Raw genomic sequence first — 22,544 nt, forward strand, 5'->3', positions numbered from 1 at the left:
CGCCGCGCGCCGCGGCGGCGCCCGGGCGCGGGGTCACCCCCGCGCGCGCGGCGAGCGGGTCGGCGGGCACCCACCCCCCCCCCCCCGCCACCCCCCGGCGGGAGCGGCCGGACACGACGCCGGATCGAGGGAGCACCGACGGATGGCACGTCCGTGGCGGGACGTCAAGGCGGACAAGGCGCGGCGCGACGAGGCGGCGGGCCGGGACGTGGAGCGGTGCCGGGCGGAAGCGCGCGCCCGGACGCGGGAGCACGTCCTCGACTTCCACCGGGCGGCGCGCCCGACCCGGCCACCGCCGGCCGGGCACGGCGGAGGGCGGCCTCCGCCGGGGAGACCGCCCTCCGTCACGACCGCCGTCGGACCGGTGCGCGCCGGTCGACCGGGAGCCCCGTCAGCCCGCGCGGACCGACATCCACTGGCGCATGGCGTGCTCCACCAGCGTGATCAGCGTCTGCTTGGTCGACTGCCGGTTGCGCGCGTCGCACGTCACGATCGGCACGGACTGGTCGATCGTCAGCGCCTCGCGCACGTCCTCGATGCGGTGGTGCAGCAGGCCGTCGAAGCAGTTGACCCCGACCACGTACGGCAGTTGCCGGTCGTCGAAGAAGTCGATCGAGGCGAACGCGTCGGCCAGCCGCCGGGTGTCCACGAGCACGATCGCGCCGATGGCGCCGCGCACCAGGTCGTCCCACATGAACCAGAACCGGTGCTGGCCCGGTGTGCCGAAGAGGTACAGGATCAGGTCCTGGTCCAGCGACACCCGGCCGAAGTCCATGGCCACCGTCGTGGTGACCTTGTTCGGCGTGGCCGAGAGGTCGTCGACCCCGGCGCTGGCCTCGGTCATCACCGCTTCGGTGGTCAGCGGAACGATCTCCGACACGGAACCGACGAACGTAGTCTTGCCCACGCCGAAGCCACCGGCCACCACGATCTTCGCGGAGGTCGTCGGCTTCTTGGCGCCTTCGGCCGCGTTGGGGCTAGAGCCTGCGAAGCCCACTGAGCACCCTCTCAAGGAATTCAATGGACGGCCGGTCCCCCACGACCAGGCCGCCCTGGTGAATCAAAACCAAACCCATGCTCGCCATGTCGCCGATCAACACCCGCACCACGCCGAGCGGGAGCCGGAGGTGGGCGGCGACCTCGGCCACCGACCTGGTGTCGGTGCACAACCCGCAGATCGACCGGTGCTCGGGGAGCACCGCCGCGTCGCGTTCGAGCCCGCGTTCGCTGGTCGACACCAGCGCTTCGATCGCGAGGTCGTAGTCGGGCCGGGTGCGGCCACCGGTCCGGGTGTACGGGCGTACCAGCGACCCGGACTCGGCCGCCGGGTTCTCCTCGCGCCGCACGACCGGCTGGGGACCGGTCGTGTAGGGCACTTGTTCCGGCACGCTGTCGGGCAGGCCGTGGGCACCGAAGAGATCGGCGCCCGGACCTCCGAACAGGCCGCTGCCGTACCCGTCGATGTCGAACCGGTTGGGAACGTCGTCGTAGTCGTACGACGAGTCGTCAACCTCACGCTGAGACATATCGCCTTGCCCCTGCCCTGTGCCTTCGACCCGTGTGCCCGGCGCCTGTTCCGCACGGCGGCGCGGCCACGAGTTGGGTGCGTCCTCGGCTTCCTCGTCCTGTGCGGGGTCGGCATCCGGCTCAGCGAATTGGAAGCCCCCGACCGCCCACTCCTGGTAGTTGAAGTTCCTACCGAAGCGGCGACCGCCGGCGCCAGATCGTTCAGCCATTTACCTTCACCCCCACGATCTCATGAGGATCTACCGCCGAACCACGCCCTGGAGCTGCGCGCGCAGCTCCGGGGTGAGCTGCTGGCCCACGCGCTCGACCAGGAGCGTCATCTCGTACGCCACGAGGCCGATGTCGCAGTTCGGCGCCGCGAGCACGGCGAGGCACGAACCGTCGCTGATCGACATCAGGAACAGGTAGCCCCGTTCCATCTCGACCACGGTCTGGTTGACCGCGCCCGCCTCGAAGCACCTGGCCGCGCCCGCCGTGAGGCTGACGAGACCGGATGCCACGGCGGAAAGCTGCTCGGCGCGGTCGCGGGGCAGGCCCTGCGAGCCGGCGAGCAGTAGCCCGTCCGCCGACACGACCACGGAATGTGCCACACCGGGAACCCGGCGCACGAAGTCGGTGATAAGCCAACCAAAGCTGCCTGGCTGAGCTGCGGTCGTCACTCCTGCTCCTCGTCTTGCCGGCTCGACATGTCACCAGCGTAAGCGTCGATCAAAGCGTGCCGCCCACGACGGACGCCCTGCTGAAGACTCGACATGCGTCCACGGATCGCGTCAGCGGACCGTGGGGGCAGCGGGGGCCGCTGCGGTTGCCGCTCCGCCGCCGAGGTCGGCGACGGCGCGGCGGATCCCGGCACAAGCTGAGCCTTGGGCACCCGCTTGGGCAACCCCGCTTGTGTCGTGGTCTCGGGTGCCTTGTTCAGCAACGCCTGCGCGGCCTGCCACCCCTCGTCGGCGGGCGACTGCCACACCGACGCGGCGGGTGCGGCCGGCTCGGGTTCGGCGACCGGTTCGGGCTCGGTCACGCGGGTCACCTCCGCGGCGCGCTTGGGCAGGTTGGCGGGCGAACCGGGCTGCCGCTTGGGCAGCCCGCCCTCGGTCAGACTAGTGCCCTCGGTCCGGTCGGACTCCGACTCGCCCCGCTGGGGCAGGCCGTTGCTACGACCGGCGGCCGGCAGGCCCCGCTGCGGCAGCGCGTCCTCGGACGTGGTGGGCGCGACCGGCGGCACGGCCCGCGGCGTGCGGGTCGGCAGACCGGACTCGGCGACGGGCGCGGACCGCTCGGGCTCGGGCGCCGGCGGCACCGCCTGCGCGGCCGCCGCGGACGTCTCGCTGCCCACGGCCTGGAACCACTGGGAGAGCACCGCCTCGTAGATCGGCAGCCGCTCGGTCGGGGCGTCGAGGTCGGCCTCGGCCGGGCGGGCGGCGGCCCGCGGCGCGGAGCCGTTGCGGTGCGGTTCCGGCTCGGGCTCCGGCCGGTGCTCCGGCTCCGGCTCGGCCAGGAATCCGCTGTCCACGGGCGCGAACTGCGTCGTCTGGAAGCCGTGCTCGTAGTCGGAGTCCTGCTCGTCGCGGTCCTCGTAGGCGGTGAAGAGCGTCGGCTCGCCGAACGAGCCCTCCGGCTCGCGGTCCGGGTCGCGCTCCTGGCCCAGCCACGGCTGCGACACCTCGGCCGGGGTCTCCGCGGGGACCGCGGGCAGCGGCGTGGCGTCGCCGAAACCGGGCACGCGGGCCGGGTCCTGCTCGCCCTCGCCCTGCACGAAGCTCACCGGGAACGCGGGCTCGCCGTCGATGCGGGACAGGCTCGGGAAGCTCGTGTCCTCGTCCAGGCGGGACATCGTGCCGGTGCCGAACGCGCCGGCGATGCCGGACGCGCGCTGCGCGGTCGACCCGAAGCCCGAGTCGCCGAAGCCGGGGTCGCTGCCGAACGCGGAGTCGCCCGCGAACGCGGACGCCTGCTCGGCGCCCGTCGTGCCGGACGACGAGACCAGCGTGTCGGGCACCAGCACGAGCGCGGTGGTGCCGCCCTCGATGTCCTCGTTGGACCGCAGCCGCACCTTGATGTCGTGCCGCTTGGCCAGTCGCGCGACCACGTACAGGCCCATGCGGCGGGACACGGCGACGTCCACGTCGGGCGGGTCGGCGAGCCGCCGGTTGGCGTCGGCCAGCTCCTGCTCGCCCATGCCGACGCCGCGGTCCTGGATCTCGATCGCCAGCTCGCCCTTGCGGGTGCGGGCGGTGCGCACGGTGACCTTGGTCACCGGGTCGGAGAACGCGGTCGCGTTGTCCAGCAGCTCCGCGATCAGGTGCACGAGGTCGTTGACCGCGCGGCCCTGGACGGTCAGCTCCGGGGTCTGGCCGACCTGCACCCGGGCGTACTGCTCCACCTCGGACACCGCGGCGCCGAGCACCTCGGCCGCCGGGACCGGGCGGGTGAGCCGGCGGGACAGGTCCGTGCCCGAGAGGACCAGCAGGTTCTCGCTGTTGCGCCGCATGCGGGTGGCGAGGTGGTCCAGCTCGAACAGGCTGGCGAGCTGGTCGGGGTCCTGCTCGTCCTGCTCCAGCCGGTCGATCAGGTTGAGCTGGCGCTCGACCAGGGCCTGCGAGCGGCGGGACAGGTTGACGAACATCGAGTTGACGTTGTCGCGCAGCAGGGCCTGCTCGGCGGCCAGCCGCACCGCCTCGCCGTGCACCGCGTCGAACGCCCGCGCCACCTGGCCGACCTCTTCGCGGGTGGTGATCGGCACCGGGTCGATGGCCGTCTTCGCCGCTTCCTGCGGGTTCGGGTCGGCGAGGATCCGGCCGACCGCCTCGGGCAGGCCGTGGTCGGCGACCTCCAGCGCGGTGCGGCGCAGCGTGCGCAGCGGGTTGAGGATCGAGCGGGCCACGAACAGCGCCATGACGATGGCCAGCAGCAGCGCGCCCAGCACGATGCCGGAGTCGCGGAACGCCGCGCCGCGGGCCTCGCCGGTCAGCTCGTCGGTGCGGTTCTGCAGCTGCTCCAGCAGCAGGTTCTCCACGTCCCGGGTGAGGTTCACGGTCAGCGTGGAGGCGATGTCCCACTTCTCCGGGCGCAGCGACGTCATGGGCGCGCCGGCCGCGGCCAGGTTGAGCGCCGTCTCCTGCATGTCGTTCGCGGTGTCGACGATGAGGCCGGTGACCATGTCGTCGTAGATCTTGGCCTGGTCGGGGGTCGCGGACTTGCGGAAGTCGTTGCGGGCGGCGTCCAGCTCGGCGTTGGCGGCGAGGAGCTGCCGTTCCTGGCCGGGGCCGAACCCGCCGCGCTGGAAGACGTCGAGCATGATGCCGCGCTTGCGCGACTCCTGCTCCTTGATGCGCGCGATCGCGTTGGTGGCCAGGTGCAGCCGCACCAGCTCGGGCTGGTTGATGCCCGCGATGGCCTGCTCGCCGAGGTCGAGGAGGCTCTCGACGGACTCGGAGTAGGTGCGCAGGACCGCGTCGGACGGGTACTTCGTCTCGCGGACCGCGTTGCGCAGGCTGTTGAGCCGGTCGAGCTGGCTGGACGCCCGGCGGAACCGGGTGACCACGTCGTCGTCGAGGTCGGCGCTGAGGTCGGCGATCTTGCCGTTGAGCGCCTGCACGGTGTCCTCGACGCGCCGGAGCTGGCGGTCGAGCACCACGCGGTCGAGCTGGCGGCCGGACGCGACGTGGCTCGCGCTCAGGTCCCGTTCGCGCTGGAGCTGCTGCACCAGGTCGGCGACCGCCGACTCGAGCTGGATCTGGTTCGCCAGGCGGTTCAGCTCGCTCGCGGCGGCGAGGTCGGAGTTGACCCGCAGGCCGCCGAGGGCGATCGCGGCGACGGTGGGGATCAGCAGGACGGCGGTGAGCTTGGTGGGCAGCCGCCAGTTGCGCAGCCGCCAGGCGGCCGTGCGGGTCTTGTTCTGCCGCGCGGCCGCGGTCGACCCTGCCGGAGGGGTCCGGGTACCCGTTGACTCGGTCACAGTTCCATCACTCAGCGCAGCCAGTCCGTCACCCGTTCCGGGCCTTTCGGAGCGCGGTGGAATCCCCACGCCTGTCTGGCTGGGACCTCTCTCTCGACGGGCCACCCTGGGCTTCCTCTTCCGGCAGCAGTGTTCCCCGGCCTCTCCCCCACGGACCGAAGCATGGACTCGAAATCGGGCCGAATTGCAGCACAGGAGCCGTGGTGCCGGCTAGTCACCCCACCCTCCGCCGCCGGGGCACGACAGTCAGCGACGACCTGTGCCACCAGGCGGGGAGCGTAGTGCCCGCCCCCGGTCCCGGGGAAGACTCCGGAAGCACTCACCGTATCGGAGCAGGACTGTCGTTTCATACCTCTGGGTGGTTACCATCCCGGCATCGACAAGTGCGTCGAAATATTCGTTGATCAAAAAGACCCCGCTCTCGAGGTCATCCCGGCGAGAGGTGCCATGCCTACCCCAGCGCGTGTTCTGCGACGTGCGGCAGCGTTGTTCGCCTGTGCCGCGACCTTGACGGCGTGCGGACTGCTGCCCGGCACCGACGGGAACAGCCGCCCCGACGTGGAACGCACCACGCTGCGCATCGGCGTGCTCCCGGTGGTGGACGTGGCGCCGCTGCGCCTCGCCTTCAACAACAAGGTGTTCGAGAAGGCGGGCCTGCAGGTGCAGCTCGTGCCGCTGAACAGCGAGGAAGAGGGCGTCAAGCAGCTCGGCACCACGCTCGACCTGACCTGGGCGACGCACGTCACGCTGTTCCGCGCCTACGCCGAGGGCACCCAGCTCCAGCTCCAGGGCGAGGCGTACCAGGCGGGCGCGAACACGATGGCGCTGGTCACGCTCGACGAGAACTACGACAGCCCCGGCAAGCTGGCCAGCCCGCGGATCGCGGTGCCCTCGACCGGCGACGTCGGCGCGCTGACCACGAAGGCCGTGCTCAAGACGGCCGGCGTGGAGAAGCAGCGGATCAGGCCGGTCGAGATGCCGTTCGAGCAGATGGTCACGGCCATGGAGGCCAAGCAGGTCGACGCGGCGTGGATGACCGAGCCGTACATCACGCAGGCGCAGAGCGGCTCCGGCGCGCGCATCCTCACCGACACCGCGGTCGGCCCGACCAAGGACTTCCCCATGTCCGGGTACGCGTCGAGCAAGAAGTTCGCCGACGACAACCCGCGCACGCTGGCGCTGTTCCGGCAGGTCCTGCGGGACGCGCAGGAGGCGGCGTCCAACGACAAGCTGTCCGTGCAGAACGCGCTGACCGGCTACATGGACGTGGACCAGCGGACCGCGGCGCTGGTGTCGGTGGGCACGTTCCCGCTGTCGCTCAACCCGATCCGGCTCCAGCGCGTCGCGGACATGATGGACACCGAAGAGGTGTTGCCGGAGCGGTTGGACGTGGGCGGGTTGTTGCCGCCCGGAACCACCAACTGACGCACCGTCATCGCGTTAGGGGGCCTTCCCATTGCGGGAAGGCCCCCTATTTTCGATTCAGGCTTCGGTCAGGCAGATCGTCGTAGCGGGCTGTGAGTAAACGGACACGGTGTCGCCGCTCTCGCACTCGTTCTCGTCCGCGCGGCCGGTGACGACCTTGCCCACCTTGTAGGTCGCGCCCGAATCGCAGGCGACCTTGGTCGTTTTGGCGGCCACAATCGAGCCCTCCTGCTTGAAGCAGTCGCCCTCGGCGGCGTTGAGCATCAGGCACAGCTTGAAGCCGTTGCTGCGCCGTCCGCCGCTGTCGGTGTACTCGGCGTAGTCGCCGTCCGGGCAGGAGTCGGTGCTGCTGTCCAGGTTGGCGGCCACCTTGAACGCGGCCTCGCCGGAGGAGCAGTCGATCTTCTCCACGTCGGCGTCCGTGACGCTGGCCGAGATCACCTTGATGCAGTCGCCCGCCTCCGCGCCCGCGGGGCCGGTGACGTTGGCGATGATGCCCGCGACGACCACGCCCACGATGCCCAGCGCGACCACGGCGACCAGGGCCTTCGCGCCGCGGGACGTGCCCTTGGCGGGCGGCGGGAACTGCTGCGGGTAACCGGGCTGACCGGGCTGGCCCGGCGCGGCGTACTGGCCCGGTGCGCCGTACTGGCCCGGCTGCGGGTACTGGGGCTGCGGGTACTGGGGCTGGGCGTACTGCGGCGGTTGGCCCTGGTAGCCGGGCATGGGCTGGTACTGACCCGGCGGGTACGGCTGGCCGGGGTACGGTTGGCCGGGGGCCGGGAAGCCCTGCGGCGACGACGGCGAACCCCAGCCCGGCTGCTGGGGTGGCGGGAACCCCTGCGGCCCGTCGGGGGTGGGCTGGCCTGGGGTCGGCTGGTTGGGGGGCGTGGTCACCTGGTGTTCCTCTCGATTCCGGCGAGCGGAACCTACCCCCGGGCACGGCGCGGGCGCACCGGTTTCAGCCCATGTCGGTGGCGGGGACCAGGCAGAACGTGACGGGCGGCTCGGGGTAGGTCAGCTTCTGCCCCTTCGCGCACTCGACGGGCTCGCGGGCCACGCCCGCCACCCGGACGGCCTGGGCCGTGGTGCAGTCGACCTTGCGCATCCCGGCCGTGCGGTCGCCCAGGTAGCAGGAGCCCTCCACGAAGTTGGGGATCAGGCACAGCGTGGCCGAGCGGGTGAAGACCGTGTACGGCGCGCCGCCGCGCGGGCACTGCGAGGCGTCGTCCACCACCTTGGCCACGCGCACGTTGGCCTGCTCGGAGGCGCAGTCGAGCGCCCGGTAGGCAGCGCCCTCGTCGGCCCGTTCGAGGTGCGCGCACACGCCCGGCTCGGGACCGTCGGGGCCGCCGCCGATCAGCGTGACCGCGAACGCGCCCGCCACCACGAGCGCGACCGCGCCGACCACCAACCTGATCTTCCGCATGGTCCAGGACATCGGCACGGCCGCGCGCCGGGTTGAGCGCTGTCACCCGGCAGGGGTCACATCTCGGCCGGTTCGAGGCAGTACGTGACGGCCGGCTCGGGGTAGGACATGCCCGCGCCGTCCGGGCACGCCTCCAGGTCGGTGGAGCCCTTGACGACCTTGGTCACCTTGATGGTCTCCGGGCCGGTGCACGGGGTCTTGACGAAGCCGGTGCCCTCGTCGGGCTTGTAGCAGCCGCCCTCGGTCATGTTGGGCAGGAGGCAGAGCTTGTGGTTGTCGCCGACCGGGACGATCTCGGTGTAGAGCCCTTCCTCCGGGCAGGCGGCGTCGGCCGCGTCGAGGAGCTTGCCGACCTGGAAGGACGCCTCGTCGGAGGCGCAGTCGTGGGACTCGACCTTGGCACGGTCGTCACCCTCGGAGGTGACGCTGACGCAGTCGCCGACCTCGGCGCGGGAGTCGCCGGTCAGGCGGTACACGCCGTAGGCCGCGATGCCGATCAGGAGCAGGACCAGCACCGCGATGAGCACCTTCCGCCCGGTGCCGCCGGCGCCCGGCCGGTCCCCGCCACCGTCCGCCGACGCGCCGGAGGGCTGCCGGCCGGCGACGGGGTCGGCGTCGGCGGAGGCCGATCCGGCGGGCGACTCGTCCTGGACCGGGCCCGGTGCGGCGACCGGGTCGGAGGCGGGGACGGGGCGTGCGCCCGGCACGGCGGTCGGGCCGGCGGGCGTGGTCGGTTCGTTGCCCGGCACCGGGCGTTCCCGCGCGCCGGCGCCCGGCTCGGGCGTCAGGTCGGGGCCGGCGTCCGGGGAGCCGGAGGCGAGCCCGGACGACGCCGGGCTGGAGAGCCGCCGCTCCGGCGCCGACGCGGCGGCCTCCTCGGCGGCGGCGATGCGCTCGGCATCGGCGGGCGGCACGTCGGGCCGGGCGGAGGGGTCGCCCCCGGTCGGCACGTCGTCGGCGGGTCGACTCGGCTCGTTGCTCATGATCAATCCTCGCTGGACGGGTGCGCGTGGTGTCCAAAAGGTAGCGCCACGCGCACCCGCGAGCGGATCAGGGAACGACGCGTCAGGCGTTCTCGGCGGGCGCGAAGCAGAACGTCGTCTTCGGCTCCGGGAACAGCAGCGGCACGGCGTCGGTGCAGGCGCTCTCGTCCGCGCTGCCCTTGACCAGCTTGGTCAGCTTGTAGACGCCGGGCTTGCCGCAGTCGACGGCCGGGTAGCCCATCTGCGTGGTGTCCTCGACGTCGTAGCAGCTGCCCTCGACCAGGTTCGGCACCAGGCAGACCTTGGTGTCGGGGCCGCGGCGGGCCGTCTCGGTGTACTCGTCGTAGTTCTCACCGCACGACTCGTTGAGCTTGAGCACCTTGCCGATGGTGTAGTTCGCCTCGGCCGCGCCGCAGTCCACGGTCTTGAAGTCGGGGTTGCTGTTGGTGCCGGTGAGGCTGGCGCAGTCGCCCGCCTTGGACTGGGCCGCGTCGCTGGTGAAGTAGTTGATGCCGTAGACCACGACACCCGCCACGACCAGGCCGATCACCGCGGTCAGGATGCGCGCGAGGATGCCCTTCTTCTTCGGCGCGGGCGGAATCTGACCGGGCTGCGGCGCGTTCTGGTACTGCGGGGCGGGAGCGCCCTGGTACTGCGGGCCGTTCTGGTACTGCGGGGCGGACGCGGGCATGTCCGTGCTCATGAGGTGGACCTTCTTCATCGGGGAAGCCCCTGATGCATCCGCGCGTAGGGTCGCGTGGCGGGGCGCAGGGACGCTATCCGCTGCGCCACACGGCCGTACCCGGCTTTACCGAACCGAGTCCGTAAGCGTTGGGTTGACCCCCGCGTACCGTCCGCTACCGACTTGCACGCGGTATGCACACTTGAAGGACACCAAGCGACAGGAGCGCGCACCAGTGACCGACGGCCCTCTGATCGTCCAGTCGGACAAGACCCTGCTCCTGGAGGTCGAGCACCCGCTGTCGGACGACGCGCGCACCGCCATCGCGCCGTTCGCCGAGCTGGAACGCGCCCCCGAGCACGTCCACACCTACCGCATCACGCCGCTGGCGCTGTGGAACGCCCGGGCCGCGGGCCACGACGCCGAGCAGGTGGTCGACGCGCTCGTCCGCTACTCCCGCTACCCCGTGCCGCAGCCGCTGCTGGTGGACGTGGTCGACACGATGGGCCGGTTCGGCCGGCTCCAGCTCGCCAACCACCCGGCGCACGGCCTGGTGCTGAACTCGCTGGACCGCGCGGTGCTGGAGGAGGTGCTCCGGCACAAGAAGGTCAAGCCGATGCTCGGCGCGCGGGTCGACGAGGACACCGTCGTGGTGCACCCCAGCGAACGCGGCCGGCTCAAGCAGCTGCTGCTCAAGATCGGCTGGCCGGCGGAGGACCTGGCCGGGTACGTGGACGGCGAGGCGCACCCGATCGACCTGGTCGAGGACGGCTGGCAGCTGCGCGACTACCAGCGGCTGGCGGCGCAGGCGTTCTGGGCGGGCGGCTCGGGCGTGGTCGTGCTGCCGTGCGGCGCGGGCAAGACGCTGGTCGGCGCGGCGGCGATGGCCGAGGCGGGGGCCACCACGTTGATCCTGGTCACGAACACCGTGGCCGGTCGGCAGTGGAAGCGCGAGCTGGTGGCGCGGACGTCGTTGACCGAGGACGAGATCGGCGAGTACTCCGGCGAGCGCAAGGAGATCCGGCCGGTCACCATCGCGACCTACCAGGTGATCACCCGCAAGTCGAAGGGCGAGTACAAGCACCTGGAGCTGTTCGACTCGCGGGACTGGGGCCTGATCGTCTACGACGAGGTGCACCTGCTGCCCGCGCCGGTGTTCCGGATGACCGCCGACCTCCAGTCGCGGCGACGGCTGGGGCTGACCGCGACGCTGGTGCGCGAGGACGGCCAGGAGGGCGACGTGTTCTCGCTGATCGGCCCCAAGCGGTACGACGTGCCGTGGCGGGACATCGAGGCGCAGGGCTGGATCGCGCCCGCCGAGTGCACCGAGGTCCGGGTGACGCTGACCGACAACGAGCGGCTGGAGTACGCCACGGCCGAGCCGGAGGAGCGCTACAAGCTGTGCTCCACGGCGCGGACGAAGCTGCCGGTGGTCAAGGCCATCCTCGACCGGCACCCGGACGAGCCGACGCTGGTCATCGGCGCGTACCTGGACCAGCTGGAGTCGCTGGGCGAGGCGCTGGACGCGCCGGTCATCCAGGGCTCGACCAAGAATAAGGAGCGCGAGGCCCTGTTCGACCGGTTCCGGCGCGGCGAGCTGCGGACGCTGGTGGTGTCGAAGGTGGCGAACTTCTCCATCGACCTGCCCGAGGCGTCGGTGGCCGTGCAGGTGTCGGGCACGTTCGGGTCGCGGCAGGAGGAGGCACAGCGGCTCGGCCGGTTGCTGCGGCCCAAGGGCGACGGGCGGCAGGCGCACTTCTACTCGGTCGTGTCGCGGGACACGCTGGACACCGACTACGCCGCCCACCGCCAGCGGTTTCTCGCGGAGCAGGGCTACGCGTACCGGATCGTGGACGCCGACGACCTACTCGGCCCCCGGCTCCCCGACCTCGGCTGACCGGATCCGGTCGAGCGCTCGCCGGAAGTGCTCGACCACCTTCTCCAGGCCGGCCTCGGTGACGACCATGCTCAGCTCGCCGCCGCGCCGGCCGCTGAAGGTGAACTGCACCTCGTCGCCGACCACCTCGGACTCGATCGAGCACTGCTCCTCGACCCGGACCCACGAGTCGACCGCGATTCCACCGTTCGTGAACACGCTGAATCCCCTTCCCGCGACGGCGGCTGGAGTATCTTTCCAGGATCTGGATGCCAGTTTGGAGCACACTACAAGCGAGTGCACTCTGAACGGGATCGCTCAAGTGAGTGAAAGGTTCACCGTGGTCGCGTCCTCCACCAGCCCGACCGTGCTCAAGCGCTGGGTCGCCTTCGAACTGCGCAAGCTCCGCGAGGACGCCGGCATCAGCCGGGACGAGGCGGCGAAGTCCATCAAGGGCAGCGTGCAGAACATCGGGCACATCGAGACGGCGCGGTCGCTGCCCAAGCCGTTGGAGCTGGAGCGGCTGCTGGAGCTGTACGGCGTGCCGGAGCGGTCGGAGTTCTTCCTGGAGCTGCGGACGCGTGCCAAGAAGGGCCGCGACTGGTGGATCGGGTTCGACGAGTCCACGGTGCCCGAGTACTTCAAGCTGTTCCTCGGCCTGGAGTCGTCGGCGGTGAAGATCGAGAGCTGGGACGCCATCGTCGTGCCCGGCCTGTTCCAGACCCCCGACTACGCCCGCGCCATCATCCGGGGCGGACGACCCGAGTTCCGTGCGACGGAGGTCGAGAAGCGGGTCGAACTGCGCATGGCCCGGCAGGCGGAGGTGCTGCACCAGGAGGACGCGCCGCAGGTCTGGGCGGTGATCTCGGAGGCGGCGCTCCGGCTCGAAGTGGGCAGCCGCGCCATCCTGCGGGCCCAGTTGGAACGCCTGCTGGAACTGCGCGAGCACCCGAACATCGAGATGCAGGTCCTGCCCGCCTCAGCCGGAGCGCACACCGGGGTGGACGGCGGGTTCATCGTGCTGACGTTCCCGAACGAGTTGGCGCACGACCCCGGATGCGTCTACGTCGAAGGTCGCGTCCGGGGCGTCTACTACGAGGAGCCGGCCCAGGTGCTCGCCTACCGGGATGCGCTGACCCGCTTGCAGATGCGCGCGGACAAGCCGGAAGACTTCCCCAGGTGGGTCAAGGAAGCTATGAAGGATTTGTGACCGCGATGAAGCTCCAGTGGCGTAAGTCGTCCTACAGCGAGTCGGCGAACGGCTGCGTCGAGGTCGGCTGGCGCAAGTCGTCCTACAGTCAATCCGCGAACGGCTGCGTCGAGGTCGGATCCTCTCCTGGCCTGGTCGGGGTGCGGGACTCGAAGCTGGGCGACGGAAGCCCGGTGTTGACGTTCAGCCGGCGGGCGTTCGCGGCGTTCCTCGCGGCTCGCTGAGCAGGGCCGCCCTAAGCTTCCCCGGTGCTCGTCTACTCGATCCCGATGCGCAACCGGTTCCGCGGCATCACGGTGCGCGAGGGCGTGCTGCTGGAAGGGCCTGCCGGGTGGGGTGAGTTCTGCCCGTTCCTCGACTACTCCGACGACGAGTGCGCCCCGTGGCTGGCGTGCGCGCTGGAGGCCGCCGAGCACGGGTGGCCCGCGCCGGTCCGGTCGCGGATCCCGGTCAACTGCACGGTTCCCGTCGTCTCCCCGGAACGCGCGCACGACATCGTCGCCCGCTCCGGCTGCGCCACGGCCAAGGTGAAGGTCGCCGATCCCGGCACGCCGCTCGCCGACGACCTGGCCCGCGTCGAGGCGGTGCGGGACGCGCTCGGTCCGTCCGGCGCGATCCGGGTCGACGCGAACATGGCCTGGGACGTCGACACGGCGGTCGCGGCGATCCGCGAGCTGGACCGCGCGGCGGGTGGGCTGGAGTACGTCGAGCAGCCGTGCCCGTCGATCGAGGAGCTGGCGGCGGTGCGGCGGCGGGTGGACGTGCGGATCGCGGCGGACGAGTCGATCCGGCGGGCGGAGGACCCGTTGAAGGTGGCGGTGGCGGGCGCGGCGGACGTGGCGGTGATCAAGGTCGCGCCGCTGGGCGGGGTGCGGCGGGCGTTGGCCGTGGCGGAGGCGTGCGGGCTGCCGTGCGTGGTGTCGTCGGCGGTGGAGACCTCGGTCGGCATGGCGGCCGGGCTGGCGCTGGCCGCCGCGCTGCCGGAGCTGGACTTCGCGTGCGGGCTGGCCACGCTGTCGCTGATGGACGGCGACGTGACCACCGACTCCCTGCTGCCGGTGGACGGCCACCTCCCCGTGCCCGCGCACGCCCCGAAACCGGACCGCTTCGCCGACTTCGCCGCCGACCCCACCACCACCGCCCGCTGGCTGGCCCGCCTGGAGCGCGTCCGGGCGGTGCTGGACCGGTGACCGGTGCGGCTCAAGGCCAGGTACGCCGGATCCCGGACTCCCCGACCGCGTAGATGGCCGGTCCGCCCCTTCCGACCGCGTGGTCGACAGCCGACCGGGCGCGTTGGAGGCGAACGATCATCTCCTCACGGCGGAGCTGCTGGTTGTTCAAGTAGAAGAGAACGGCGGAGTGCGCCACCAGGGGCGCGCGCTCGTGCTGCCGCCCTTTGATCCGGCCGTCCTTGCACAACGGGATCCAGCCTCGTTCGAGCCCGTACGCGAGCCAGTCCTCGTCCGCGACGCATTGGGCGTCGTCGGGGAAGTGATCGGCGATGCGGTGCACCAGCCAACCGGCCGCGCGCAGGCCCTCCGCCACACCGCGTCCCAGGCCGCGGTCGAGGAAGAACTCAAGCGGCGACACGCTGCGCGGCCCGACAGATCGCCTCGACCTGCTCCGGGGCCAGGTCGTACTCGTACGCGACGTCCTTCAGCGAATCACCCGCCAACCACATCTCGACGATCGCGTCGACCGGCACCCGGTTCTCCTGGGTGACCGGTGCGCCGTGCCCGAACCTCGGGTCGATGACCACCGGTGCGTTGTCCGGGTACTGCCGCAACCTCAACGAGGAGGCGAACTCGTCGTCCGCGTCCCACGAGATGTACCGGAGGTAACCGTCGAGCACCTCTCTGATCGGACGCTGCTGGTCCCCGACCCGGGCCAGGTCGCCGTCGGCGTAGTCGAGGAAGATGTCGACACCGTCCGTGACGATCTTCTTCGTGGCCAGTCCGTAGGCGGTGCCGAACTCCCGTCGCACCGCGGCCGCCGCGTCCCTGATCTTCCGCTTCGTGAGGCCGAGATCGCGAAGCGACCGCAGGACGTACGCCTCGACCACGGCCACGAACGGCACCGTCGGCCAACCGCGGCGCTCCGGCGGCACCCGGTGCACCAGGGGTGCGCCGCCTGCCTCCTCGGCCAACCAGTGGTTCAGCGTCCGCTGCGGGATGAGGAGGTGCCGGGCGGTCTCCTTCGCGGTCAGCACCGGGTCGCGGAACCTGTCGAGCACCACATCACCCCCTCGCCGGCTTCCAGGGGTCCGATCCTACGACCGCCCCGGCGGGGCGTGCCCCGGGAACTCGCCGCCCGGAGGGGTGGTCGCGTCCCGGCGGTTCGTCCGACTGCGGCACGAAGGTCGGGTCCGGGAACACGGTGGGGCCGACGATGCGATCACGCTCGCACATCGCGCGTACCGCCGCCGACCCCACCACCACCGCCCGCCGGCTGGCCCGCCTGGAGCGCGTGCGCGACGTGCGGTGACGGCTCCGGCCTGTCCACGGGGGCAGACTTGCGGGCAGGCACGGGGGAAGGAGCGGGTCCGGACGTACGCTGGGCCGCCGAAATCCCCCCACCGCCACGGAGGCACCGCCATGTCCGTAGACGCCGCGCACGGGTCCACCGCGAGGACGTTGCACTCGCTGCTCATGGACACCGGGAACCTGTCCAAGATCCTCACCCCGGAGGAAGTGCAGGTCTGGGCCGGGCTGGCCGAGTTCTTACGGAAGTCCTTCGAGGGGTTCGTCGCCACGACCGACCGCAAGACGTTGGCAGACACCACCGCGGACCTCTGCACGGCCTACTACACGCACAACAAGCCCATGTGGTTCAAGGAGAGCGACTACGCCCGGCAAACCGACGGGCTCTCGGAAGCCGTCATCGGGTTCCTCGAAACGTTCATGGTGCGCAACGGGCAGTGGGACTACCTGCGCAACCAGGACTGGTTCACGGACAACCAGTACGTCGTCGCCGTGGAGGCGAACTACTACCCGGACCGGACCGGGTCGAACGAGCGCCCGGCGTTCCACAAGGACAGCGCCGGCATCAACGTCTTCGCGAACCTGATCTTCGCCAACACAAGGCCGATGGAGGCGACCGAGTGGTTCGCCGACCTGGAGGAGCCGAGCGCGAAGCGGGCGCAGTGGCAGCAGCGCAACGTCCCCGCCGGCTACCTGAAGGACCTGGCCGTCGCCCGTGAGGCGCTGCGCGGCAAGGACACCGGTCCGGTGAGCGGCGGGGTCACCGGGAAGGAGTACACCTACGTCTCGTGGGTGGACGACCTGGTCTGGCACTCGACCCCGGCCCCGAGGCGGCGGGTCCCGTTCACCGTCGAGGACGCGCAACGCGCCTACCCGGTGCTGGTCCGGACCTTCGCCGGCGACTTCGGGTACGTCGACCGGAAGTTGGAGATCACGGTGCTGGGCGCCGAGCTGGCCAGGTCCTTCGCCGACGACCCGGAGACCCTCCTGCACGAGTGGGCGACGCGGAACAAGCAGCCGGTCCGCGACCTGGAGTCCGCCAAGAACGCGTGGGCCGCGGTGTACCAGGGCAACGGCGGCAAGGCGCGGTTCGACCAGGACGTGGAGACCCGGGGCCGGAAGACCTGGCGCATCACCGGTGGGTACGCCATCGCCAACTCGCAGGACCCGAACCTGCCCGGCAGCGAAACGCTCCTCGAAACGCCCGCCGGCCTGTCCAACCGCGAGCGGTCCAACAGCCTGGACGAGAACCGGCAGACCCTGGAGGCGGTGCGCGGGGACAACGTCGGGGTCCCGCGCTCGTTCATCCGGACGTGGGTGCGGCTGGTGCGCCACAACAGCACGGAGCTGACGACCTGACGGGAGCCGCCGCCCACCCCGGACCCGGCGTCAGGGGTGGGCGATGGGCGCGCCGAGGCTGCGCACGACGCCGTCGGTGCGGTCGAGGGCTTCGGTGCGGCGCGGGTTGGCGGGCACCCGGGTCAGGTCCACGACGCGGATCGGCGGGCCGAACTCGACCAGCGTCGGGATGTACGACGCCTCTCGGGCGGTCCAGCCGGACGGTCCCTTCACGAACGTGAAGCGGGTGACGATGCCCTCCTCGGTGATGCCGCGCGGCTCGGAGTGGCGGGCCACCTCGTTGCCCATGCCGTAGACGACCCACTTGCCGCCGATCTGCTCGATCGGCTGCACGGCGTGCACGTGCGTGCCGATGATCAGGTCCACGGCCGGGTCGGCGAGCAGCGCCCTGGCCATCTCGCGCTGCTCCGGCGTCGCCTCGTGCTGGTACTCGTTGCCCCAGTGCAGGCTGGCGACGACGACCTCCGCGCCGGCCTCCTTCGCCGCCCGCGCCGCCGCCAGCACGCCGTCGACCGAGAGCTGGTTCGCCATCCACGGCTGGGGCAGCGGGATGCCGTTGAACCCGTAGGTGAACGCGATGTGCCCGACCTTCACGCCCTTCACGTCGAGCAGCAGCGGTGTGGCGGACTCCTCGGGCGTGCGGAACGAGCCGGTGTGCTTCAGCCCGGCGGCGTCCATCGCGTCCAGCGTGGTCCTGATCGCGGGCGCGCCGCGGTCGAGGGTGTGGTTGGAGGCGGTGGAGCAGCTGTCGTAGCCGATGTCCTTCAGCGCCGACGCCACCTCGGGCGGCGCGCTGAACGCCGGGTAGCCGTAGGTGGGCGCGCCGGGCGCGGACAGCGGCGTCTCCAGGTGGCAGATCGACACGTCGGCGTCGACGGCGTCCCGGAGCCCTTCCAGCAGCGGCACGAAGTTGCGCGCGCCGTCGGCGTCGGCCTGCTCGGTCAGGGCGGGGTGGATCAGGATGTCGCCGCCCGCGGCGAGGGTGAACGACGGGGGCTCCGGCTCGGCCGACGTGGTCGTGGCGGTCGGCTGGCGCGCGGACGTGATCACCACCGGCGAGCCCGTGCACGCGGCCAGCAGGCACAGGCAGGCGGCCAGCCCGAGGACCGGCCGCCCGCCGCGGGCGTTCAGCGGTGCCGCCCGCGGAGCCTGCGCACGAGCAGCGCCACGGCCAGCAGCGCGGCCGCGACCGGCAGCACCCGCTTGAGCACGGGCACGCCGGCGGTGCCGACCAGGTCGATCGGCTGGTCCGGCACGGCGCGCAGGTGCGGCGTGCCGGCGGTCCGGGTGGTGGTCTGGGCGGCGGTCCGGGTGGGAGTCACCTCCTCAGCTTCCGCCGGCGCGAGCCGCGTCGCCAGGCATTCGGCGAACTCGGCGATGATCCGGCCGCTGACCTCGCTGATCAGACCCCGGCCGAGCTGGGCGGGCCGACCGGTGACGTTGAGGTCGGTGACCACGGACACGTCCGTGCCCGCGCCGGCCGAGGTCAGCGCCACGGACACGGTCGCGGACGCGGTGCCGTTGCCCCTGGTGTCCTTGCCGGACGCCTTGAGCACGGCCGCGCGCACGCGTTCGTCGACCGACGTGAACTCGCCGGTCCCCTTGTAGAGCAGCGTGACCGGCCCGAGCTTCACCTTCACGGTGCCGGTGAACTTCCGCCCGTCGACGCCGGTGAGGGTGGCCCCCGGCATGCACGGGGCCACCTTCTCCGGGTCGAGCAGCGCCTCCCACACGTCCGGCACGGGCGCGGGCACGGTGAACCGGTGTTCGAGCTTCATGCGCTCACCGCGGCGGTCACCGCCCGTTCGGTGAGCACGCGGGCGAGGTGCGACCGGTACTCGGCGTCGGCGTTGCCGTCGCTGGGCGGGTCGGTCCCCTCGGCGGCGCGGGTGGCGGCGGAGGTGATCGCCTCGGCCGTCGCGGGCTGCCCGACCAGCGCCTCCTCCACGGCGCGGGCCCGCACCGGGGTGGGTCCCATGTTGGTCAGGCCGACCCGGGCGGCGGCGATCCGGCCGTCGACCACGCGCACGGCGGCGGCCACGGCCACGATCGACCAGGCCTGGGCGACCCGGTTGAACTTCTCGTAGTGCGCGCCCCAGCCGCTGAGCTTGGGCACCTTGACGTGGGTGAGCAGTTCGTCGGGGGCGAGCGCGGTGGTGAAGTAGTCGACGAAGAACTCGGCCGCCGGCACCTCGCGCGTGCCGTCCGGACCGGCGCACACCATCACCGCGTCCAGCGCCAGCGCGGGCGCGAGCAGGTCGCCGGCCGGGTCGGCGTGGGCGAGCGACCCGCCGAACGTGCCGCGGTGCCGCACCTGCGGGTCGGCCACGGTGTCGGTGGCCAGGCGCAGCAGCCGGGCGTGCTCGCGCACCAGCGGGTCGCGCTGCACCTCGTGGTGCGTGGTCATCGCGCCGATGCGCAGCGAGTCGCCCTCGTCGTGCACGCCGACGAGTTCGGTCAGCCCGGACAGGTCGATCACGGCGGTGGGCGCGGCCAGCCGCATCCGCAGCACCGGGATGAGGCTCTGGCCGCCGGCGAGCACCTTGGCGTCCTCGCCGGCCTCGGCCAGGGCGCGCACGGCCTCGGCCACCGAGGTGGGCGCGACGTAGTCGAACGGGGCCGGGATCACCGGGCACCTCCCCTGGCGTCGGTGGAGTCGAGCGAACCGAGGCCGCCGCCCGCGCCGGGCGTGGCGGGCACGTCCGCGGTGGCGCCGCGGTGGATCGCCTTCCACACCCGCATCGGGGTGCACGGCATCTCGACGTCGGTCACGCCCAGGTGCCGCACGGCGTCCACGACCGCGTTGACCACGGCGGGCGTGGAGGCGATCGTGCCCGCCTCGCCGACGCCCTTCACGCCGAGCGGGTTGCTGGTGGCGGGCGTCTCGGTGCGGTCGGTGGTGAAGTGGGGCAGGTCCGCCGCGGACGGCAGCAGGTAGTCGGCGAACGTGGCGGTGGTGAGCGTGCCGCTCTCGTCGTGCACCGCCTCCTCGAAGAGGGCCTGCGCGATGCCCTGCGCCAGGCCGCCGTGCACCTGGCCCTCGACGATCAGCGGGTTGACCACCTTGCCGACGTCGTCCACGCACACGTACGAGCGGATCTTCACCGCGCCGGTCGCGGTGTCGACCTCGACCGCGCACAGGTGCGTGCCGTGCGGGTAGGAGAAGTTGTCCGGGTCGAACGTGGCCTCGGCGTCCAGGCCGGGTTCCACCCCGTCGGGCAGGTCGTGCGCGACGTGCGCGGCGACCACCACGTCCGCCAGCGCCATGGTCGTGGACGTGCCGCGCACGGAGAACGCGCCGTCGGCGAACTCGACGTCGTCCTCGCCGACCTCCATGAGGTGCGCGGCGATCGTGCGGGCCTTGGCCAGCACCTTGTCGGCGGCCAGCACCACCGCCACGCCGCCGACGGCCAGGGACCGGGAGCCGTAGCTGTCCATGCCGCGGTGCGCGACGCGGGTGTCGCCGTGCAGGACCTCGACGTCCTCGAAGGGCACGCCGAGCCGGTCGGCGACGATCTGGCTCCACGCCGTCACGTGGCCCTGGCCGTGCGGCGACGTGCCGGTGATCAGCTCGACCTTGCCGGTGGGCAGCATGCGGATCGCCGCGTGCTCCCAGCCGCCGGCCGCGTAGCGCAGCGCGCCGAGCACGCGGGACGGGGCGAGCCCGCACATCTCGGTGTAGGTGGAGATGCCGATGCCGAGCTGCACCGGGTCGCCGGCGGCGCGGCGCGCGGCCTGCTCGGCGCGCATCCCGTCGTAGTCGAACAGCTCCTTGGCGCGGGCGGTGGCGGCCTCGTAGTGGCCCGAGTCGTAGGTCAGGCCGGCGACGGTGGTGAACGGGAACTCGTCGTGCCGGATCCAGTTCTTCTCGCGCAGCTCCAGCGGGTCCATGCCCAGTTCGGCGGCCAGCTCGTCCATGATCCGCTCGATGGCGAACGTGGCCTCGGGCCGGCCCGCGCCCCGGTAGGCGTCGGTGGGCACCTTGTTCGTGAACACGTTCGTGCAGGTGAACCGGTACGCCTGGAACTTGTAGATGGCGTTGAACATGAACGCGCCCAGGATCGGCACGCCCGACGAGATGAGCCGCAGGTACGCGCCCATGTCGGCGAGCAGGTCCACCTTGAGGCCGGTGACGGTGCCGTCGCGGCGGGCCGCGATCGTGATGCGCTGCACCTGGTCGCGGCCGTGGTGCGCGGACAGCATCGACTCGGTGCGGGTCTCGGTCCACTTGACCGGTTTGCCGAGCCGGCGCGCGACCAGCAGGGTCAGCACCTCCTCGGGCGTGACCTGGAGCTTGCCGCCGAAGCCGCCGCCGACGTCCGGGGCGATGACCCGGATCTGCTGCTCGGGGATGCCGAGCACGGCGGACAGCATCCACCGCAGGATGTGCGGGACCTGCGTGGACGACCACAGCGTCACCGAGCCGGGCGACGGGTCGACCACGACCGAGCGGGGTTCCATGAACGCCGGGATGAGGCGCTGCTGGCGGAACGTGCGCTCGACCACCACCTCGGCCTCGGCGATGACCCGGTCGACGTCGGACCCGGTGCCCGCCTCGGCCGAGTCGTACACCCAGGTCGCGCTCTTGTTCGTGCCCAGTTCGGGGTGCACGAGGTCGGCGTCGTCCTCGACGGCCTTCACCATGTCCAGCACGACCGGCAGGTCCTCGTAGTCGACGTCGATCGCGGCGAGCGCGTCGTGCGCCTCGGCCGCGGTGCGGGCCACGACCACCGCGACCGCCTCGCCGGCGAAGTTGACCCGGTCCACGGCCAGCGACGGCGCGGGCGGCGCGAGCATGTCCTCGGTGATCGGCCACGCGCACGGCAGGCTGCCCTGCTCGTCGGCCAGGTCCTGGCCGGTGAGCACGACGAGCACGCCGGGCATCCGCACGGCCTCGGACACGTCGATCGAGACGATCCGGGCGTGCGCGACGGGGCTGCGCAGCACGGCCAGGTGCAGCATGCCGCCGAGCTGGAGGTTGTCGGTCCAGCGGGTGGCGCCGGTGATGAGCCGGGCGTCCTCCTTGCGCCGGCGGGGCCTGCCCACCTCGCGGGCGTCGGCCCCGGGTTCGGCGGTGGCGGTCATTCGGCACCCCCCGCGAGGGTGGTCCGCCGGGCGGCGTCGCGCACGGCGCGGACGATGTTCTGGTAGCCGGTGCAGCGGCAGAGGTTGCCCTCCAGGCCGTGCCGCACCTCGTCCTCGTCGGGGTCGGGGTTGTCCCCGAGCAGGTCGATGGCCTGCATGATCATGCCGGGGGTGCAGAACCCGCACTGGAGCGCGTGGTTCTCGTGGAACGCCTGCTGGACGGGGTGCAGCTCGCCGTCGCGGGCCAGTCCTTCGATCGTGGTGACCTCGCGGCCGTCGGCCTGCACCGCGAGGACGGAGCAGGACTTCACGCTGCGCCCGTCGAGGTGCACCGTGCACGCGCCGCAGTTGCTGGTGTCGCAGCCCACGACGGTGCCGGTCTTGCCGAGTCGTTCGCGGAGGTGGTGGACCAGCAGGGTGCGCGGTTCCACCTCGTCGCTGTAGGCCACGCCGTCGACGGTGACCGTGATCCGCATGAACCCTCCAAGTGTGGTGGTGATGGGGGCCACACCGAGCCTGCTCGTCGTTGT

At 72.0% G+C, this 22,544-nt stretch carries 22 protein-coding genes; 6 read left to right on the forward strand and 16 right to left on the reverse strand.

Features of this window, described 5'->3' with window-relative positions:
- Positions 1 to 391: 391 nt before the first annotated feature.
- From ACFXGA_RS02590 to ACFXGA_RS02605, 4 genes are read right to left on the reverse strand one after another with little or no spacing between them, the layout of a single operon-like run.
- Complete coding sequence (locus ACFXGA_RS02590; RefSeq protein WP_106617122.1) at positions 392 to 997, reverse strand: ATP/GTP-binding protein; 606 nt, start codon at positions 995 to 997, stop codon at positions 392 to 394.
- Complete coding sequence (locus ACFXGA_RS02595; protein ID WP_378083677.1) at positions 978 to 1,736, reverse strand: DUF742 domain-containing protein; 759 nt, start codon at positions 1,734 to 1,736, stop codon at positions 978 to 980. Before ACFXGA_RS02595 ends, ACFXGA_RS02590 begins: the two co-directional genes overlap by 20 nt.
- Before the next feature lie 30 nt (positions 1,737 to 1,766).
- Positions 1,767 to 2,186, reverse strand: a complete 420-nt coding sequence (locus ACFXGA_RS02600) for a roadblock/LC7 domain-containing protein (RefSeq protein WP_189221129.1) — start codon at positions 2,184 to 2,186, stop codon at positions 1,767 to 1,769.
- A complete protein-coding gene (locus tag ACFXGA_RS02605; RefSeq protein WP_378083680.1) occupies positions 2,183 to 5,485 on the reverse strand; it encodes a nitrate- and nitrite sensing domain-containing protein in 3,303 nt (1,100 codons plus the stop codon). The genes ACFXGA_RS02600 and ACFXGA_RS02605 overlap by 4 nt, the downstream gene beginning before the upstream one ends.
- 507 nt (positions 5,486 to 5,992) lie before the next feature.
- On the opposite strand from ACFXGA_RS02605, the gene ACFXGA_RS02610 reads away from it, so the two are divergent.
- Positions 5,993 to 6,910, forward strand: a complete 918-nt coding sequence (locus ACFXGA_RS02610) for an ABC transporter substrate-binding protein (protein ID WP_378083681.1) — start codon at positions 5,993 to 5,995, stop codon at positions 6,908 to 6,910.
- Positions 6,911 to 6,967: 57 nt separating this feature from the next.
- Here ACFXGA_RS02610 and ACFXGA_RS02615 read toward each other — a convergent pair whose 3' ends face one another.
- The 4 genes from ACFXGA_RS02615 to ACFXGA_RS02630 all read right to left on the reverse strand — a co-directional run bounded on the left by ACFXGA_RS02615 (position 6,968) and on the right by ACFXGA_RS02630 (position 10,025).
- Positions 6,968 to 7,807 carry a hypothetical protein gene (locus ACFXGA_RS02615; protein ID WP_378083684.1) on the reverse strand — a complete coding sequence of 280 codons (840 nt, stop codon included), beginning with the start codon at positions 7,805 to 7,807 and terminating at the stop codon, positions 6,968 to 6,970.
- Between the two features lie 64 nt (positions 7,808 to 7,871).
- The gene (locus ACFXGA_RS02620) at positions 7,872 to 8,339 is read right to left on the reverse strand and encodes a hypothetical protein (protein ID WP_378083686.1); all 468 of its coding nucleotides are present in this window, start codon (positions 8,337 to 8,339) and stop codon (positions 7,872 to 7,874) included.
- Between the two features lie 56 nt (positions 8,340 to 8,395).
- Positions 8,396 to 9,322 (reverse strand): hypothetical protein, encoded by a 927-nt coding sequence (locus tag ACFXGA_RS02625; protein WP_378083689.1) that lies wholly within the window; start codon positions 9,320 to 9,322, stop codon positions 8,396 to 8,398.
- A gap of 82 nt (positions 9,323 to 9,404) precedes the next feature.
- Complete coding sequence (locus ACFXGA_RS02630) at positions 9,405 to 10,025, reverse strand: hypothetical protein (protein ID WP_378083691.1); 621 nt, start codon at positions 10,023 to 10,025, stop codon at positions 9,405 to 9,407.
- A 214-nt stretch (positions 10,026 to 10,239) separates the two neighbouring features.
- Here ACFXGA_RS02630 and ACFXGA_RS02635 point away from each other — a divergent pair, with 214 nt between their 5' ends.
- On the forward strand, positions 10,240 to 11,901 hold the full coding sequence (locus tag ACFXGA_RS02635; protein WP_378083692.1) for a DNA repair helicase XPB: 1,662 nt from the start codon (positions 10,240 to 10,242) through the stop codon (positions 11,899 to 11,901).
- On the opposite strand, the gene ACFXGA_RS02640 is transcribed toward ACFXGA_RS02635, so the two are convergent.
- Positions 11,869 to 12,099, reverse strand: a complete 231-nt coding sequence (locus ACFXGA_RS02640; RefSeq protein WP_378083694.1) for a hypothetical protein — start codon at positions 12,097 to 12,099, stop codon at positions 11,869 to 11,871. The genes ACFXGA_RS02635 and ACFXGA_RS02640 overlap by 33 nt on opposite strands.
- A gap of 103 nt (positions 12,100 to 12,202) precedes the next feature.
- Between ACFXGA_RS02640 and ACFXGA_RS02645 the strand changes: the two genes are divergently transcribed.
- Genes ACFXGA_RS02645 through ACFXGA_RS02655 form a run of 3 tightly spaced genes read left to right on the forward strand, consistent with a single transcriptional unit; the run spans position 12,203 to position 14,280 of the window.
- A complete protein-coding gene (locus ACFXGA_RS02645) occupies positions 12,203 to 13,090 on the forward strand; it encodes a helix-turn-helix transcriptional regulator (RefSeq protein ID WP_378083697.1) in 888 nt (295 codons plus the stop codon).
- Between the two features lie 5 nt (positions 13,091 to 13,095).
- On the forward strand, positions 13,096 to 13,314 hold the full coding sequence (locus ACFXGA_RS02650; protein WP_378083812.1) for a DUF397 domain-containing protein: 219 nt from the start codon (positions 13,096 to 13,098) through the stop codon (positions 13,312 to 13,314).
- A 24-nt stretch (positions 13,315 to 13,338) separates the two neighbouring features.
- Positions 13,339 to 14,280: an o-succinylbenzoate synthase gene (locus ACFXGA_RS02655; RefSeq protein WP_378083698.1), complete on the forward strand. Its 942-nt coding sequence runs from the start codon at positions 13,339 to 13,341 to the stop codon at positions 14,278 to 14,280.
- Between the two features lie 10 nt (positions 14,281 to 14,290).
- Here ACFXGA_RS02655 and ACFXGA_RS02660 read toward each other — a convergent pair whose 3' ends face one another.
- Positions 14,291 to 14,680 (reverse strand): hypothetical protein, encoded by a 390-nt coding sequence (locus tag ACFXGA_RS02660; RefSeq protein ID WP_378083700.1) that lies wholly within the window; start codon positions 14,678 to 14,680, stop codon positions 14,291 to 14,293.
- Positions 14,667 to 15,323 (reverse strand): DUF433 domain-containing protein, encoded by a 657-nt coding sequence (locus ACFXGA_RS02665; RefSeq protein ID WP_378083702.1) that lies wholly within the window; start codon positions 15,321 to 15,323, stop codon positions 14,667 to 14,669. The genes ACFXGA_RS02660 and ACFXGA_RS02665 overlap by 14 nt, the downstream gene beginning before the upstream one ends.
- A 361-nt stretch (positions 15,324 to 15,684) precedes the next feature.
- Here ACFXGA_RS02665 and ACFXGA_RS02670 point away from each other — a divergent pair, with 361 nt between their 5' ends.
- Positions 15,685 to 16,929 carry a hypothetical protein gene (locus ACFXGA_RS02670; protein WP_378083704.1) on the forward strand — a complete coding sequence of 415 codons (1,245 nt, stop codon included), beginning with the start codon at positions 15,685 to 15,687 and terminating at the stop codon, positions 16,927 to 16,929.
- 30 nt (positions 16,930 to 16,959) lie between these two features.
- Here the strand turns inward: ACFXGA_RS02670 and ACFXGA_RS02675 are convergent, their stop codons facing one another.
- The 5 genes from ACFXGA_RS02675 to ACFXGA_RS02695 are packed head-to-tail and all read right to left on the reverse strand — an operon-like array spanning position 16,960 to position 22,490.
- Positions 16,960 to 18,060, reverse strand: coding sequence for a CapA family protein (locus ACFXGA_RS02675; RefSeq protein WP_378083814.1), 1,101 nt, complete (start codon positions 18,058 to 18,060; stop codon positions 16,960 to 16,962).
- Positions 18,057 to 18,707: an SRPBCC family protein gene (locus tag ACFXGA_RS02680; protein ID WP_378083706.1), complete on the reverse strand. Its 651-nt coding sequence runs from the start codon at positions 18,705 to 18,707 to the stop codon at positions 18,057 to 18,059. Before ACFXGA_RS02680 ends, ACFXGA_RS02675 begins: the two co-directional genes overlap by 4 nt.
- Complete coding sequence (locus tag ACFXGA_RS02685; RefSeq protein WP_378083708.1) at positions 18,704 to 19,558, reverse strand: FAD binding domain-containing protein; 855 nt, start codon at positions 19,556 to 19,558, stop codon at positions 18,704 to 18,706. The genes ACFXGA_RS02680 and ACFXGA_RS02685 overlap by 4 nt, the downstream gene beginning before the upstream one ends.
- On the reverse strand, positions 19,555 to 22,014 hold the full coding sequence (locus tag ACFXGA_RS02690; protein ID WP_378083711.1) for a xanthine dehydrogenase family protein molybdopterin-binding subunit: 2,460 nt from the start codon (positions 22,012 to 22,014) through the stop codon (positions 19,555 to 19,557). Before ACFXGA_RS02690 ends, ACFXGA_RS02685 begins: the two co-directional genes overlap by 4 nt.
- Entirely contained in the window at positions 22,011 to 22,490 is a 480-nt protein-coding gene (locus tag ACFXGA_RS02695; RefSeq protein WP_378083714.1) for a (2Fe-2S)-binding protein, read from the reverse strand. The genes ACFXGA_RS02690 and ACFXGA_RS02695 overlap by 4 nt, the downstream gene beginning before the upstream one ends.
- Positions 22,491 to 22,544 lie beyond the last annotated feature (54 nt).

The sequence above is a fragment of the Actinosynnema sp. NPDC059335 genome (assembly GCF_042752395.1).
Taxonomy (GTDB): domain Bacteria; phylum Actinomycetota; class Actinomycetes; order Mycobacteriales; family Pseudonocardiaceae; genus Actinosynnema.